The organism is Pedobacter sp. V48, from assembly GCF_000523515.1.
Taxonomy (GTDB): domain Bacteria; phylum Bacteroidota; class Bacteroidia; order Sphingobacteriales; family Sphingobacteriaceae; genus Pedobacter.
In genome coordinates this window covers 1-16732 of sequence record NZ_AWRU01000033.1, presented here as the reverse complement: position 1 = coordinate 16732, position 16732 = coordinate 1, and the positions used below count along the sequence as shown (strand labels likewise).

The window sequence follows — 16732 nt, the reverse complement described above, 5'->3', positions numbered from 1 at the left end:
GGTAAAAACATAAGAGCGTATTTTAAATGTTACTCAAAGAATGTTTTCTATTATTTAATATTTATTTTCTTTGGTTATGAGGCAATTATTGATTTCAAGGGTTTTAAAGATTGTTTCTAAGTAATTGATAATTCATATTAGTTAAATATTTAATTTATTTTGAGCATATTAAAATGGGGGTTTAAGGTAACAATATTGGTGTAAACTGATTTACACTGGCAGGGTTCCGTAGCTTTGTAAGCAGAAAAATGATATGGTTATATTTAAAAAGTATTTTTTTCTTTTGTTATCACTTTTTGCTTTAGCCTGCACACAAAAGGAGGGAGTAAGAATAATGCCTATCGACGATTTTTTTAAATCGCAAAACAGAATAGGGTACAGGGTTTCACCAGATGCCAGGAACTTGTCGTATCTGAAATTAGAGGGCAAGAATCAAAACTTATATGTTGAGGATATTGAGACGGGGAAAGGAAAAAAGATAACGCAATTGAAGGAAAAGAGCATTATCTTCTATTTTTGGGTAAGTAAGGATGAGCTCATTTATTATAAAGAAACGGATCCTGCACTGCGGCTCTCTGACATATTTATCATTAATAAAGATGGTAATAATGAGCGGCAGTTAACGAATAACGAAAAGAGTAGAATAAAGGTTCTTGATGATCAATTGATGGACGACAAATACCTACTGGTGTCGTCTAACAAAAGAGATTCAACGGTTTTTGATGTTTATCGTTTAAATGTCCGCAACGGGGAAATGCAAATGGCCGCAAAAAACCCAGGAAATATTACAGACTGGACAACAGATTCTGAAGGTAAACTCCGATTGGCAACAAGCAGTGATGGTGTAAATGAAACATTGTTATACAGGGAAAGTGAAAACGATGTATTTAAGCCAATAGTGACCAATAACTTTAAAAACACCTTAAGACCGATAGCTTTTGCTAAAAACAAACTAAACGTTATTTATGCTATTTCTAATGTAAATCGTGATAAGGGGGCACTTGTTGAGCTTGATTGTAAAACAGGGAAAGAGATTAAGGTTTTGTTTGGTGATGAGACGATAAATATAACTGATGCCCAATACTCGCGAAAAAAGCAGAAAATGTCTTTCGTTGTTTATGAAACCTGGAAAAAGGAGAAACATTATCTGGATGATTCTGTAAAATTAATTTATACTAACCTGGATAAATTACTCCCTAAAACAGAAACGAGGATAATAGATAGGGATAAAGCAGAGACCGTTTTTATAGTAAGAACATTTACCGATCGCAATCCGGGTTCCTACTATCTTTATTTTTCTGAAACGGGAAAAATACGAAAATTGAGCGATTTCAATTCAGCCATTAATGAAGAAGAAATGTGTGAGATGAGGCCTATCAGCTATGTATCAAGAGATGGAATGAAAATAGAGGGATATCTAACATTACCTTTAAAAGTGAAAGCTGAGAATTTGCCTGTGGTGGTACTGCCTCACGATGGGCCTGTGGCAAGAGATATATGGGGCTATAATCCAGAAGTACAGTTTCTTGCAAACAGAGGGTATGCTGTTTTTCAGGTAAATTACAGAGGGTCTACAGGTTATGGTAAAGCTTTTATGGCTGCTGGTTTTAAAGAGTGGGGATGTAAAATACAACATGATATTAATGATGGTGTTAAGTGGCTGATCAGTAAAAAAATTGCCGATCCTAAAAGGATTGGAATATATGGAACCGGGTTTGGCGGATACATTGCACTTAATGGTTTATACTCCGAGAACAAGACCTATGCATGTGGTGCTTCAAATTCTGCGGTGATTAATTTATTCACTTATTTGAAATCAATACCACCATTTTTAAAGCCAAAATTACAAATGTACTACGAGGTTATAGGAAATCCACTGACTGATGTAGATAGAATGCGCCAGTCTTCTCCCTTGTTTCAGGTAGATAGGATAGAGAAACCTTTGTTTATTGCTCAAAACACTAAGGATCCGAATATAAATGCTGGTGAAACCATACAGTTCGTTAAAAATCTCCAAAAGAGAAATATAAGCGTAACTTATTTGGAAAATGATGGTGATCCATTCTATAGTAAAAATGATGAGGGGCGACAAAAACTATATACTGCTCTTGAATCGTTTTTAGAAGTTAACCTAAAAAAGAAGTAAATTCAACCTCATGTCTTCAGAGAAGAAAAGCGGTTATCGTAAGAATTTTCCATTAATACTCACTTTCATCATTTTGATGTTGGTGCTGTTTATGTTATCTCTTTTACTAGCTTACAGGTTTAGTACAAAGTATATCGAGAACCAATTTGTTTCTGAAAAAGTAAATGTACTTGAACAAAGTATTAGGCCGTACAATGATTTCTTTCAGAAAAAGCTACCTGAGGTTTCTTATTATAATGGTTATCTGGACTCGGCCACCGCATCTAACTTTGTTGACACTGTACTGCTGGAGTACCCATTTGTATCGAAGGTAATATTTTATGATTCTGAAGTTAAAAACACCCCGGTAACGGATGGTTTAAATATCGGAAAGTTCTCTTTTGGCCCTAAAAGTATTTATCAGTTTGGAAGTTTGGTTCCAATGGATTCGGTTAAGCTTTTCTCGAGTGATAATACCCGTAATTTCATTGCAGGAGACGATTTTAATGCTTTGGCATTAAAGTTGGTCTCTTATATCGAGAGTTTGGATACAACACGTGTACCCAGCCAGGATGAGCTGTTTAGTAACTTCAGTAATGTACGGTCTAATAAGATTACCTATTTGAATATCCCAAGGATAGAGGATCTTAAAATGTACAAAACAATGATGAGAAAGTCTTTAAATCCACAGCCGATTTATCAGCAGGATATGCTTTCTTTTCAATTGGATCCATATAAAATCAAGATCATTAACTCAAGGCCTCTGTTATATCAATACATCAAAATTGAACCATTAACATATGATCCCCTTGAAACCTCTTCATTATATGTTACTACTGAGATAACCTTGCCAGGGCCATTTTCAGATTTTAAGCTTTATTTTATATCCTCTAAATCATTTATTGATAAGGAAATTCTCAGTTATTTCCTTCCCATTGCTTTGGCTGTATTGTTGTTTTATAGCATTTTGGTATTGGTGGCGTTTCTGATCTATAGAAACCTAAATATTAATCAGAAGATGTTTAAACTGCAGTACGATTTTATGAATAACCTTACCCATGAATTTAAAACTCCGGTAAGTGTAATTAAGATTGCAGGAAACAATATTAAAAGTGCTTCAAGTTTAACCGAAAGAGAATTAAAACTTTATGGAAAAATTCTTGATGAAGAGGCCGATAAGCTCAATGGTTTAATGAATAAGTTACTTGCTTTTACCCAAATTGAAAATAAGGCGATACAGCTAAACTCCGAGAAAATTAATATTAATGATTTTATTGAAAGTACTGTTGAATCACATCGACTTAAGCATCCGGATTTTGACTTTACCTTTGATATAAGCGGATTCAAAACGTTCGTTACAGATCCAGTATTACTGGGAAGCCTTTTTGATAACTTGGCAGAAAACGCTTATAAGTATTCGCCATTAGAGCGGAAACGGCTTCATATTTCTGCTAGACTTATTAAGGGAAGAGTAGTATTCCGATTTGCGGATCAGGGAATAGGAATTCCTTCATCAGAAATTAATAATATATTTAAGAAGTTTTTCCGCATACAAAACCAGTACAACCAGAACGGGAGCGTTGGTCTGGGTTTGGCTTTCTGTAAGGAACTCGTTAACTTTATGAGTGGCGAGATTACAGTAAAAAGTAAAGTTGATAAAGGAACGGAGTTTAAAATTGTATTGCCATATAATGACTAGTGTCATTATACATTTGCATTTATATTGAAATAAATAAAAAAATATGTCTAAGGGAATTAAAATACTGATAGTTGAAGATGACGAGAATTTACGCTTTCTTGTTGTACATCGTTTAAAAGCTGAAGGATATGAAGTTTTGGAGGTTGGTGATGGTTTGACTGCCGAGAAAATGATAATGGATGAGCAGCCGGATATTGTTCTTTTAGATTGGATGTTACCTGGTAAACAGGGAGCCGACGTCTGTGAAGAAGTACGAAAACAGGGATTCGAGAATTTGATCATCATGATGACGGCTAAGGCTCAGGATGTTGATAAGATAGATGCTTATAATTTTGGAGTTTCAGATTATGTAACTAAACCATTTAATATGGATGTTCTGGTTGCAATGCTAGATAGTAAGGTTAAATATCTGCTTAATAATGATCGTTCAGAGATCCATCGTTTCGGAAATATGGAACATCATCCTAATATACATACATTATTCAGAAACGGGAAAAAGATAGAACTTACAATTCTTGAAAACAGAATTTTACTTTACTTTTTAAGAAATCCGAATAAGGTAATTAACCGAGATGAGCTTATGCTAGTGGTTTGGGGATATAATTCTGATGTGAATACCAGAACGCTTGATATGCATATTGTGCGCTTACGCAAAAAAATAGAGCTTAATCCTGATAATCCGCAGTTACTTCAAACGGTAAGAGGTGTTGGGTATCGCTTTAACCCAGCCTAACTTATTTTTATAACTGTGTAAACCAAGTAACCATTAGTAATGCAAGGTATTGCAGAAGCATGGTTCCATCAAGATAGAAGAAATAGTAGTATTCATTCTTTTTGATATTGGATTTAAAGATCAGCCAACCCGTTAAGATAATTGTTAAGGTAAGGGCAAGGATGTCTCCAATTGTTGCCTGCCTGAATAGAATTAACAGCAAGACATAGAGGCTGAGTAAAAATTGGCAGAAGATATACGCTTTTTTTTCTCCAAGCATTACAGGAATTGTTTTAAGGGCATACAGTTTATCTTGAAACAAATCTCGGATGTCAAATGGAACAGTAATGGCCGCAATAAATAAGAAGCGTTTGGCTACAAGTAAAAGGGTTTCGGCCGAGGAGATATTGATCTGATAGCTGCGTTCGAGTTCAACTATTGGTAGTAATACACTGCTTATAGACCAAACAAGAGCGATCAGAAATAGCTTAATTCCGGGGATATTTCTTAAACCGATTTGCTGCTTATTTAAGGTTAGGAAAGGAACATTGTAGCCAACAGCCATTAATCCGGTGAAAACCATCAGTAGCTTGGATTCGAGGCTTAAATACCATAAGCCGAGCGGAATTAAACACAAAATACAAATCAGTGTAATTGAAATGATTAGGCGATGGTGTGAAAATATCCATCTAACTCTAATGTATGGTGAATTTCCCGGGTCTTTAGGCTTGGCTAATAGCATGCTAAAGTTGTAAAGACCTACAGTAGCAAAGAATAAGAATGCTAGTATATACTTATCTGCAGGGACATGTAAAAGGTGATAGGTTACCAAACCCTGGGCAACGGCACAAATACCTATAAACAGGTTGCTAAATAGCAGGAAATCAAGAATAGAAAGTAGTATTCTTTTAATCATTTGCAGAGAAGCAGTTTAATTTAATTAGGCCCGCTTCAATTCAAATATCGTTATTTCCGGTAAAATTCCAACCCTTCCCGGGTAACCTAGAAAACCATAACCAACATTTACATAAAGCTGTTGATTTTGTTCCTTGTAAAGACCGGCCCATTCTTTGTATATGTATTGAATAGGGCTCCATTGATAATGTTCAGTTCTTACGCCAAACTGCATGCCATGAGTATGGCCACTAAACATGGCATCTATTTGTGGATACTTTTTCAAAACCTCCTGCCTCCAATGCGATGGATCGTGGGATAGTAATAGCTTTACAGGCAGATCATCTGTGTCTTTAGTTGCCAGGTCCATCCGTCCATACTTTGGAAAACGGCCCATTCCCCAATTCTCAATCCCTAATATCCCAATCTCCTCGCCGTCTATCTTTAAGCGTCGGTGCTCATTCATCAGTAAATCCCAACCCATTACTTTATGGGTTTTAATTACGTCCTGCAGATTCCTAGCTTTAGCAGCTGATGGTGCGCCACCAAAATGATAATCGCCATAGTCATGATTTCCGAGGACGGAATACACTCCGAGAGGTGCTTTGACTTTACTGAACAGATCCTGATAGTCGCGCATCTCAGTGGCCATATCGTTAACAAGATCTCCTGTGAAAAAGATAAAGTCAGGTTTTTCTGCCAGGAGCATGTCTACACCACCCTGTACCGCCTTCTTATTATAAAAACTTCCAGAGTGGATATCCGAGATCTGACCAAATCTGATTCCTTCAAAAGCCTTTGGGAGGTTCGGGAGTACTAAAGTCCTCCTTTTTATTTTATAATCATAGGCGCCAGAAGAAATGCCCCAGGTAAGAGAAGTCAAGGGAATAGCAGCTGTGATTAACCCAGCTTTTATAATAAACGACGACCTACTTATAGGTTCTCCAACCATAGTTTGGGGCTCTCTTTCAGTTAAAACAGCTGTGCTTTTACTTTTGAAGGACCTGTTTATTTTAACAAATAATCTCCTTATGTCATCAATTAATAAAAATGGCAGCATTACTATTTTACAGACCAAGGTTAAAAAGAATGCAACAAGAATAACAGACCGCAGGCTTAAATATAAAGGTAAGTAAGAAGGGACATAAATTGCTGCAAACACACCTATTACAAGAATACCGGTGTATGTCCACCAAATTATTGAGAACAGTTTTTTTGTAGTTGGCTTCCATTTTTTAAATACGGATAGTATTGCCCGATAACAGTAGTAATCGAAAGCCAGAAGTAAAACAGATAAAATTATAAGTGCGGGTAGTCGTCCCATTTAAGTGTTTTATTAATAAAATTACCTGAAATTAATATCATCCTCGTCATCATCATCACCAAGTTCGGTGTTAAATAAGCTTTCAAACATATCTGAGAATCCGAATCCCCCTTCAAGATATTTTTTGTTTAATTGTGAATATTCCGCTAAACCATGCAGTACAAATTCCATTAGCAATAAGGTTTGGTTTTCGCTTAGTTTAGGATGAAATTTCTTAACCAGATCGTATAGACCGTTAACCTCCCTAAGCTGCTTTTCGTACTTTTCCTGTGTAAGGGAGTCGGCTATATCTAGTGTGTTTCCATCTGTGAACCATTCGGTTATGTTAGTGTATGGGTTAGCGGTTTTACTTTTTTTGGCTCTTTCCGGATCAGGAAAATAGCGAGCAAATAAACTTTTAATTGCTTTGCCGATGAGTGTATTCGCAACCTTTGCAGGTCCTTCCAACTCACCTTCGTAAACCAGTTCAATTTTTCCGGTTACTGCTGGAATAATGCCTACCAGGTCAGAAAGTCTTATGGATGTACTTTTCTCTCCATTAATCAACATTCTTCGTTCTGCCGTACTAATGAGATTCTCATAAGCGGTTATGGTTAACCTTGCTGAAACCCCTGATTTTTGATCAATAAACTCACTTTTTCTGGCCTCAAATGCAACTTGTTCTATAAGATCTTTCACCAGGCCATCTACCTCAATATTCGCTTTTTGCTCTTCTGTTATTTTTGCTTCCTGGAAGGTTATCTTTCTGGAAATGTCAATGGTTTTAGGATAGTGGGTTAGGATTTGACTTTCTATGCGGTCTTTCAGCGGCGTCACAATAGAGCCTCTATTGGTATAATCTTCCGGGTTTGCAGTAAAAACAAATTGTACATCTAGTGGCAAGCGTAACTTGAAACCTCTTATCTGAATGTCTTTTTCCTGTAGCATATTAAATAATGCCACCTGTATGCGCGCTTGCAAATCGGGCAGCTCATTAATTACAAAGATGCTTCTATGAGCTCTGGGTATTAAACCAAAATGAATTACCCGTTCGTCGTTGTACGTTAATTTTAAGGTAGCAGCTTTAATTGGATCAACATCTCCAATCAAATCGGCTACAGTTACATCGGGAGTAGCCAGTTTTTCAGTATATCTTTCGCTACGGTGTTGCCAGCTAACCGGGGTATTGTCGCCATGAATTAATATTTCATGTTTTGCGTACCATGAAATAGGATTCAATGGATCATCAAAAATTTCACTTCCGCTTACGTATGGAATATACTCGTCTAAAAGATTTACCATTAGCCTGGCGATACGTGTTTTTGCCTGACCACGTAAACCCAACAATAAAATATTGTGGCGCGACAGAATAGCCGTTTGCAATTCCGGAATCACGGTTTCATCATACCCTAAAATGCCTTCAAATCCAGCGTCCTTATTTTTAAGCTGAACGATCAGATTCTTACGAAGCTCGTCTTTTACCGATAATGATTTATAGCTTGAGGCCTTTAGTTGGCCAAGGGTTTTTATGTTGTTGTAATCCATGTCTTATCTTTTCGAATTGAGCGCTTAGAACTTATCTGACTGTTTTCCGTCTGTTCTTTATATAATCTTCAAATATGTATTCTCCAAGGCCGGTTAAGGAACTATAGAATGCCCTTCCTCCGTTGATCTGTGTAAATTCCCGTACAAATTGTTGCAGGTAAGGATCCTGGGCTATCATAAACGTAGTAATTGGGATATTGAGTCGTTTGCATTGAGCCGCCATATTTAAGGTTTTATTAACTACCTTTCTGTCAAGCCCCATACTGTTCTTATAATACCTGCCATTTTCCTTTAAACAAGTCGGTTTACCATCAGTAATCATGAAAATCTGTTTGTTATGGGTTTTACGACGACGTAGTAAATCGGCTGCCAATTCCAATCCGGCAAAAGTATTTGTATGGTAAGGACCTACTTGTAAATATGGCAAATCCTTAATTGATATAGGCCATGCATCATTGCCAAACACAACGATATCGAGGGTGTCTTTAGGGTATCTGGTTTTGATGAGCTCTGCAAGCGCCATGGCTACTTTTTTGGCAGGTGTTATCCTGTCTTCGCCATATAGAATCATAGAATGTGATATGTCTATCATCAGTACGGTCGATGTAAGGGTCTTATAGTCTTTTTCCTCTACTTCCAGATCTCGCTCTGTTAACGTAAAGTTAGCAATGCCGTGGTTTATTTGGGCATTCTGAATTGACGCAGTAATGTCTATCTGATCTAAACTGTCACCAAAAGTAAATTCTCTTCTGTCTGCATTTTTCTCTTCGCCAATGCCTGATATATTGGTGTTGTGGTTACCTTTCCCAGCTTTTTTTAGTTGGCCGAATATCTCTTCAAGGGCAGATTTACGTATGGTTTGCTCTGTTTTGGCAGTTATACTCAAGTCGCCATTTGCCGGGTTCTCTTTCAAATAACCTTTTTCCTTAAGGTCATCAATAAAATCACCCATCCCATATTCGTTATTTGTGAACTTGTATTTCTTGTCCAGCTCGTTCATCCAGGCCAATGCCTCCCCGGCATCGCCTGCAGTATAATTCAATAGCTGGGTGAAAAGCTTAAGCAATTCATCAAAGCCACCTTTCGGTAAATCATCGGGCTGGAAATTGGAAAAATGGAAACCTCTCATATATTCATTATAAACGAATTATCGAAGGTAAAAGTTTGAGGTGTTAATAATGTTATCCAGTTGTAAAAATACCTCAGGCAGAGAAGTTTCGGCAGCCTATTTAGGGCTGCCGTTTGCCAATGCTCTCTCAGCTCTTTTTATTGCCAGGCGTTCTCTCCACTTAGCGTAAGGAGCTTTAAATGCCATTTTCAAAATGCTGTCAACACCTCCTTTAATAGCAAGGTTAAATACACTCTGAGCCTTTCTTGTAATTGACGCATCCCACGCTCTTAGGCTTAACGAAAAAGAGCCGTCAAGATATTTCATCCAATGCCACATACCGGTAGGCATAAACAGGGTATCACCGTGTTCAAGAAAAACTTCATAACCTTCAACTCCCTTAAGTGCAGGGAATTTCTCAAAATCAGGGTTGGCTACGTCATAATCTTCTAATGCATAGGTTGCATTAGGGATGCAATACAAGCGCTTCTTCCATTTGTTATCAAAAAGGATAATGTGCTTTCTTCCGCCAAAGTGGGTATGGAAAAGGTGAGGCAAATCTATATCGTAATGTAAAAAGGTAACCGAGTTAGATCCTCCAAAAAACATAGCAGGCATGCTTTCAATAAAGCCTCCCATTAGATCTTTAGGAATAACAATATCATTTACCAGGTTAGGAATATGTTTAAACAGGTTAAAGAAAAAGATTCTCAGTTCTGTTGGTTTAGATTTAATAAGATCAAGATAATCCCCAAATCTCATCTCTGCTACAGATGCATTAATCGGTTTTGACGGATCAGCTTTAGAATTGTCCATCAAACTAACCTTCAGATCTCCTCCTATTTCTTTTAAATAGTCGGTTGTCCATTTTTCTCTTGCCGGCCATGTTTTAGTCAGTCCTTTAATGATCAAAGGGCGTCTGGCATCTAAATAATTTTTTTTAAAATCAGCGGGGCTGATGCTCTCAACGGTATCTACCGGCTTTAAAATAAAACTCATAAGTTTTAATGATAAGATACGTGTTAACGGCGAAATGCCTGTTTACCGACCTTATTTAGAACAAACTTAGATAAAAAAATCCTTCTCTTCATAACGTCATTCTTAATTTATTTCATAGCTGCTCTTTCAAATAAATTAAGATAAGATCATTGTTAATAGGGCAGTTGACTGGCGAGCGCTCTGTTTGCTCGTTTGATAGCCAGATTCTCTTTCCAGGTCATATACTTTTCTCTGAAATTAGCTTTCATAAAATCATCAAACTTACGCTGAAGAGTAAGATTATATAAACTTTTTACTTTTACCGCTAATGATTTGTCCCAGGCCCTTAAGCTAATAGAAAAAGACCCATCAAGATATTTCATCCAATGCCAGTAACCAGTAGGCATAAATAAAGTGTCGCCATGCTCCAGAAATGCTTCAACTCCTTTAACACCTTGCAGTGCCGGAAATTTATCGAAGTCTGGCTTTTCAACATCGTAATCCTCTAATGCATAAGTAGCATATGGAATTTGATAAAGGCGCTCTTTCCATTTGTTTTCAAAAAGGATCACATATTTGCGGCCGTTAAAATGGGTATGAAAAATATGAGCAAGATCTATATCATAGTGCAAAAAAGTAACGGAACCTTTTCCACCAAAAAACATGTTTGGATAGCTGTCCAGGAAACCGCCCATCAATTCTTTCGGTGCACGATAGTCATCCAGTAATTTAGGAGCTTGTTTAATGGGGTCAAACAAAAAAATGCGAAGGTCGGTAGGTGTGTTTCTAATTAATTCTACATAATCTGCGAACTTCATTTTAGCCGCTGAAGCATTAATCGGTTTTGAAGGATCAGCTTTAGAGCTGTCATATAAGGGAACGGTCCTATCGCCGACAACAGATTTCATGTAGTCTAAATTCCACTTATCATATGCAGGCCATGTCTTCGACATGTTTTTTATAATCAGTGGTTTGCGGGCGTTTAAGTAGTTCTTTTCGAATTCCTCTTTGGAAATATCATTAACGATATGGATTGGTGATAAGTCAAACTTCATGTTAATTCAATATTAAGACAAAGCAAAATTATTGAAAAACGATAGTGAAGGGAATTGCAGAATTCAAAAATTAAAAATCCCTGACAAAACAAAAAAGCCGATGCTTTTTAATTACACCGGCCATATTGATCACCACCCTAAAGTCTTACTCCAATGAAATTTTCAACGCTTATAAATATATATACGATCAAATTTTAATGACGGATTTCTCTATTTCATAATAAGTTATATGCTGATTAATCTTTTTGACGTTTTAATTGTCATATCAACATGATCCAACAAGACAGTTATGAAAACATCCATTAAGATCCTCTTCTCTTTTGTATTTGTTTTGTTCTTTATCACCCTATGCTCTTCTTTTCAAAAGGAACCAGGTACTGTAAAATTGAAATTCCCTTACAAGCAAGCAGGACTAAGTGAGCGACAGGCCGCGGAACACCTGTTAAGCAGATTTACTTACGGCCCTAAGGCCGGAGATGTAGATCGTGTTCTGAAAATAGGTTTAGAGAAATGGTTTATGCAGCAGCTGGAAGGCAGCTTACAAGATGAAGAGCTGGATAAAATGTTAGCCCAATTTGACGATATCAATTTAAGTAATACTGATGTAGAAAATAAATATCCCAGATCAGCAAGAGTATTGCGTATGGCCATTAAAGATGGAGCTATAGATAAAGACTCGGTAAATAAAGGAAATCAGGCGACGTATAAAAAACAGATTAAAGATTATATGGAAATGAACGGACTAAAGCCCCAACAAGAGCTATATCGTCAGTTTATTAATCAGAAAATTTTAAGAGCGGCTTATACGAATAATCAATTAAGGGAGTTACTTGCCGATTTTTGGTTCAATCACTTTAATGTTTCTTTAACGAAAAACCAATGCGCTTCATTTGTTCCTGCTTTTGAACGGGATGTGATCAGACCCAATGTAACGGGTAAGTTCAACGACTTGCTGCTGGCCACGGCTAAGTCTCCTGCAATGCTTATCTATCTGGACAATTTTAGTAGCAGCGGGCAGCCTATTACAACAAGCAGAAGGGATTCCGTTCAAATAAAAGGCGGCAATAAGATTAGGAAAGCACAGGCTAAAAAGAAACAGGGAGGCCTGAATGAAAATTATGCCCGTGAAGTAATGGAATTGCATACAATTGGAGTGGATGGTGGGTATACTCAGGCTGACGTAACGCAGGCAGCAAGGGTATTAACCGGCTGGACTATTGCTCCAATGGGTGAAGATGGATACGGTGCAGGAATGAAGAAATTGATAGATAATATAGGAGAGGCGAATCTGGAGAAACGGGGTTTTGTGCATCAGGGAGATTTTTTATTTGTGCCTACCCGACATGATAATGGAGAGAAAACAGTGCTTGGTAAGCGATTCCCGGGGAATGGTGGATATGAGGAAGGCGTAGCTTTATTAACCATGCTTGCTCATCATCCTTCTACGGCAAAGTTCATCTCAAAAAAGATTGCAACAAGATTTGTGAGTGATCAGCCATCTCCACGGCTTGTAGATAGAATGGCAAAAACATTTAGTAAAACAGACGGAGATATAAAACAGGTAATAATCACTATGGTTTCTTCTCCAGAGTTCTGGAAGGTTGATGCTTTAAGGGAAAAAACAAAGTCTCCTTTTGAACTTGCCATTAGCGCAGTACGAAGTTTGGATGCTCAAATTACACAGCCATATCAGTTGTTTAGCTGGATCAATAAAATGGGACAAAAGATGTATTATTATCAGGCGCCGACAGGATTTCCCGATAGGGGCCAATATTGGATTAACACCGGAGCATTATTAAATCGAATGAATTTTGGTTTAGCCCTTGCTTCACAGCGCATTCCAGGAATAAAGGTTGATTTGGCCGCTCTAAATAACAATCATGAACCCGAAAGTGCTGAGGCAGCTTTAGCAACATACAGCAAGATCATTATGCCCGAACGGAATCTTGATGCTACCATAAAACGATTGAAGCCCATGCTTAAGGATCCTGATCTAAATAAAAAGGTAGAAATAGCAGCTGAGAAAACCACTCCTCTAGCATCGAATGTTGACAACACTGAAGCTATGGGAGGCATTAAAAAGAGTAGAACAATTAAAAAAGAAGATATGAAGAATTCAGAATTGGCGCAGGTAGTAGGCGTAATTCTTGGCTCTCCTGAATTCCAGCGTAAATAGACTTAACATAACTATCATGACATCAAGAAGGGGATTTTTAAAAGCGGGAGGCCTTGCTTTATTTGGAATAGGGATGGGTGGAGTACCAGGTTTTCTGGCCGATGCTGTTGCTGGAATAAAGCAACCCGGCCTTTTTGAAAGAAGGAAAACACTTGTTTGCATTTTTCAGCGGGGAGCCATGGATGGGTTAATGGCAGTAACCCCTTTTACAGATGAATATTTAAAAACGGCAAGACCCTCTCTGTTTATGTCTGCTGCTAAAACTTCTGCAAATAAACCGTTAATAGATTTGGATGGCCGTTTTGGATTACACCCTTCAATGAGTGCTTTTGAACAGGTATTCAGAGAAAAAAGAATGGGAATAGTACATGGTATTGGCTCGCCAAATAATACACGGTCTCATTTCGATGCACAGGATTACATGGAATCAGGCACGCCTTTTAAAAAGAGCACAGAAAGTGGGTGGCTAAACAGAGCGGTTGGTTTGCTTGGACATGATGGAGGAACACCCCTTAGAGGAGTTAGCTTAACTTCATCCTTGCCAAGATCTTTTTATGGAGATAATCCGGCAGTAGCCATTAGCAGTCTGCGAGATTTTAACATTCAAATGAGAGGAAATGTTAACGGCGCCAACATGGCTGCAAAAAGCTTTGAAGATCTTTACGATCAAACCTCCTCTGGTCTATTAAAAGAAACAGGGAAAGAGAGCTTTGAAGCTATAAAAATGCTTCAAAAAACAGATGTAAAAAATTATAAACCTACTAACGGAGCTGAATATCCCAACTCGGCTTTAGGAAATTCTTTAAAGCAGATTGCGCAGCTAATAAAAATGAATATAGGAATGGAGGTGGCATTTGCTGAATCAGGAGGGTGGGATACTCACTTTAACCAAGGAAGAGAAACCGGAATCTTTGCAAGAAATGTAAATGACCTTAGTGAAAGTATCATGGCTTTTTGGACAGACATAGATACACTACAAGATGACGTAACGGTTATGACCATGACTGAGTTTGGCCGAACAGTAAAGCAAAACGGAACCGGAGGGACAGATCACGGTAGGGCTTCCTGCAACTTTATTCTTGGAAATGGAGTAAAAGGAGGGTTAGTACATGGTATTGTGAATCCCCTTGCAATTGAAAACCTCGAGGATGGAAGAGACCTTGCAGTTACTACAGATTTTAGGGCTGTGTTTAGCGAGGTCGCCGACAAGCATTTAAGAATTAATAATGATAAAGTGCTGTTCCCAGACTGGACTGGTTCAAAAATAGGAATGATGAGCTGATAAGGGTGTTCAAACTTACTTTAAACACCCTCAGAAATTTCTTTATGGCAGTTTTTTAAAATCAATTTCAGGATGCTCTTTTCCAGATGGTTTTCTTTGTAAAGGAGTTTTTATTGGAGTGAAATCATTAAAAAAACCACAATTCTTTAAAAAGAACGACGAACCTTCTGTTCCTCCTGCATAATCTTTCCTATAATTCTCTCTTGCTGTAGCATCAGCCGTAAACGTTGCTGAGGTAACTTCATGCCAGTTACCTTGAGCATCAATAGCCCATTGATTTTTATAATTTGCTTTGCGCGATTGATCGCCTGTTGATGGGGAGAAGTTTTCCAAGAAAGAGTGGAGCCCTTTTAAATACTCTCCAGATTTTGGACGTTCAAAGCTGGCTACAAGCTGCCAGTTTCCTTTTTCCAAATCCTTAAAATAGGCAGTATATATCGTCGTTTTTTTGTCTTTATCGGGTTGTGCCCTTATTAAAAAAGCATAATTTTTTCCGGCCTTCCATGGATAAAACATATAGCTCTGGCCACCAGAACCTTCATTGCCAAACTCACCTGTTTTTGTTGCGCTTCCTTTTTTAAGCAATACAACCTTCATGCTGTCGGGAATAGATTTAGGGTCGTCAGTAGAGAATGGGCTCCAGATAGAAAATAATACTCTGCGCTCTGTAGGTGAATTTACCTGCATCCCGAAATATCCGCCACTAAAGCCATTCGACATAAAGTATGTGCCCAATTTATCTTCACCTACCGGAACCTGAATTTCATTGTAAAACCATTCCGTATTGTTTTCTGCTTCAACAGGTATTTTGTAACCCAAATGTACAGAGGGGCCTCTGTGACCCCAGTAAAAGTAATTGCCTTCATCGTTTTTAACATAGGCTGCACCTTTTAGCAGTTCTTCGCTGCCGCTTACGATTAAATCAGATACCTCTGCAAAAAAGCTTCCTGTTTTGGAGAGCCCTTTTAGTTCTATCTTTACGTATCCAGGACGTTTAATCGTAATAGTTCCTATTTTAACAACAGCAGAGCCAAGATTACCTACTTCTTTCATAAGAGTAGTGCCCTCTGCAGTGAGACTTATTTTACTTTTCCCTTCTGGGACGCTCAATTTTAGAGAAATTTCTGCCTCTCCTGCAGATTCTGTTCTAAAGTAGACGGTAATTACATCGCTAGCAGCAGACCAATTGGTAATACCTTCCTTTTTAATACTGGCAGTTGAGTTTTCGTTTACCCAACCATTCCCGCCAAGCGGTATGGTAATGGTTTCAGGTTCTGTGCTATTCTGGGTCTTTGCCTGGCAAACCGTGCCAAGTAAAAACTGGAATGCAAGCAGAAACAGGGTGGTTCTTTTCATGTTCATTTATGTGCGGTTTGTGTTATGAATTAAATGTATGAAAACCAAAATTAAAATGTTAAACTAAATTTAAGTCAAACGTTTGCGCTAATGTTTTAGGCAAAATATAATTAGGTTCGAGGGTGGATAATACAATCTAAGAACACAAATGAGAACTTTTTTAACAACCCTATCTCTACTATTGGCTACCTCGGCCGTATTTGGGCAGCAATTGCCGTCTGAACTGCAAACCCCTGAAGTAGTTTCTGTTAATAGAATGCCAATGCGAGCATCAGCTTTTGCTTTTGAAAACAAAAGCCTGGCATCTAAAAGAGAGAAAGAAAAATCCGACTACTTTTTAACCTTAAATGGGCAGTGGAAATTTAATTGGGTACAGGATCCGCGCAAGCGTCCGAATGATTTTTTTAAAACGGATTTTGACGATAGCAAATGGGATAATTTTAAAGTACCTGCCAAKYKRNAGACCAATGGATATGGCTTGCCTATTTATGTAAACCAG

At 37.8% G+C, this 16732-nt stretch carries 12 protein-coding genes; 5 read left to right on the top strand and 7 right to left on the bottom strand.

Annotated features, from left to right (window positions below):
* Window positions 1-283 precede the first annotated feature (283 nt).
* The 3 genes from N824_RS24405 to N824_RS24395 are packed head-to-tail and all read left to right on the top strand — an operon-like array spanning window position 284 to window position 4557.
* On the top strand, window positions 284-2146 hold the full coding sequence (locus N824_RS24405; protein WP_235207277.1) for a prolyl oligopeptidase family serine peptidase: 1863 nt from the start codon (window positions 284-286) through the stop codon (window positions 2144-2146).
* A 10-nt stretch (window positions 2147-2156) separates the two neighbouring features.
* The gene (locus N824_RS24400; protein ID WP_048907742.1) at window positions 2157-3824 is read left to right on the top strand and encodes a sensor histidine kinase KdpD; all 1668 of its coding nucleotides are present in this window, start codon (window positions 2157-2159) and stop codon (window positions 3822-3824) included.
* A gap of 43 nt (window positions 3825-3867) precedes the next feature.
* Entirely contained in the window at window positions 3868-4557 is a 690-nt protein-coding gene (locus tag N824_RS24395; RefSeq protein ID WP_048907741.1) for a response regulator transcription factor, read from the top strand.
* Between the two features lie 7 nt (window positions 4558-4564).
* On the opposite strand, the gene N824_RS24390 is transcribed toward N824_RS24395, so the two are convergent.
* From N824_RS24390 to N824_RS24365, 6 genes are all read right to left on the bottom strand, one after another.
* Window positions 4565-5452: a hypothetical protein gene (locus tag N824_RS24390; RefSeq protein ID WP_048907740.1), complete on the bottom strand. Its 888-nt coding sequence runs from the start codon at window positions 5450-5452 to the stop codon at window positions 4565-4567.
* A gap of 24 nt (window positions 5453-5476) precedes the next feature.
* Window positions 5477-6754 (bottom strand): metallophosphoesterase, encoded by a 1278-nt coding sequence (locus N824_RS24385; RefSeq protein WP_048907739.1) that lies wholly within the window; start codon window positions 6752-6754, stop codon window positions 5477-5479.
* A 21-nt stretch (window positions 6755-6775) separates the two neighbouring features.
* Window positions 6776-8278, bottom strand: coding sequence for a sigma 54-interacting transcriptional regulator (locus tag N824_RS24380; RefSeq protein ID WP_048907738.1), 1503 nt, complete (start codon window positions 8276-8278; stop codon window positions 6776-6778).
* A gap of 31 nt (window positions 8279-8309) precedes the next feature.
* Window positions 8310-9407: a VWA domain-containing protein gene (locus N824_RS24375; protein WP_048907737.1), complete on the bottom strand. Its 1098-nt coding sequence runs from the start codon at window positions 9405-9407 to the stop codon at window positions 8310-8312.
* Window positions 9408-9503: 96 nt separating this feature from the next.
* Window positions 9504-10385, bottom strand: a complete 882-nt coding sequence (locus N824_RS24370) for a cupin-like domain-containing protein (protein ID WP_048907736.1) — start codon at window positions 10383-10385, stop codon at window positions 9504-9506.
* Between the two features lie 152 nt (window positions 10386-10537).
* Window positions 10538-11419, bottom strand: a complete 882-nt coding sequence (locus tag N824_RS24365) for a cupin-like domain-containing protein (protein WP_048907735.1) — start codon at window positions 11417-11419, stop codon at window positions 10538-10540.
* 289 nt (window positions 11420-11708) lie between these two features.
* On the opposite strand from N824_RS24365, the gene N824_RS24360 reads away from it, so the two are divergent.
* Window positions 11709-13595: a DUF1800 domain-containing protein gene (locus tag N824_RS24360; protein ID WP_048907734.1), complete on the top strand. Its 1887-nt coding sequence runs from the start codon at window positions 11709-11711 to the stop codon at window positions 13593-13595.
* A 16-nt stretch (window positions 13596-13611) separates the two neighbouring features.
* Window positions 13612-14877: a DUF1501 domain-containing protein gene (locus tag N824_RS24355; protein WP_048907733.1), complete on the top strand. Its 1266-nt coding sequence runs from the start codon at window positions 13612-13614 to the stop codon at window positions 14875-14877.
* Between the two features lie 42 nt (window positions 14878-14919).
* Here N824_RS24355 and N824_RS24350 read toward each other — a convergent pair whose 3' ends face one another.
* Window positions 14920-16233 carry a DUF3472 domain-containing protein gene (locus N824_RS24350; protein WP_152542454.1) on the bottom strand — a complete coding sequence of 438 codons (1314 nt, stop codon included), beginning with the start codon at window positions 16231-16233 and terminating at the stop codon, window positions 14920-14922.
* Window positions 16234-16732 lie beyond the last annotated feature (499 nt).